This is a genomic window from Rahnella ecdela, assembly GCF_019049625.1.
Classification (GTDB): Bacteria; Pseudomonadota; Gammaproteobacteria; order Enterobacterales; family Enterobacteriaceae; genus Rahnella; species Rahnella ecdela.
Genome location: NZ_JAFMOY010000002.1, coordinates 1 through 219 on the forward strand (window position 1 = coordinate 1; position 219 = coordinate 219).

The following is a 219-nucleotide window of genomic DNA, read 5'->3' on the forward strand; positions in this document are numbered from 1 at the left end:
AGTGATCTCCTCCCTGAAAACAGTGCCAGTCTAAACTGAAGTATCCGGTCTTTCTTTCATCTCACTGAGAGGCATATCAACCATGAAAAAGACCCGTTACACCGAAGAACAAATAGCCTTTGCCCTTAAACAGGCTGAAACCGGCACTCGGGTGGAGGAAGTGTGCAGAAAGATGGGGATTTCTGAGGCAACTTTTTACATCTATGGACTACCTCCGTT

General features: G+C 46.1%; 1 protein-coding gene. It reads left to right on the forward strand.

Annotated elements, in window-relative coordinates:
- Nucleotides 1-82: 82 nt before the first annotated feature.
- The coding region (locus tag J1784_RS00010; RefSeq protein WP_147386732.1) for a transposase at nucleotides 83-219 on the forward strand (137 nt) is incomplete at its 3' end.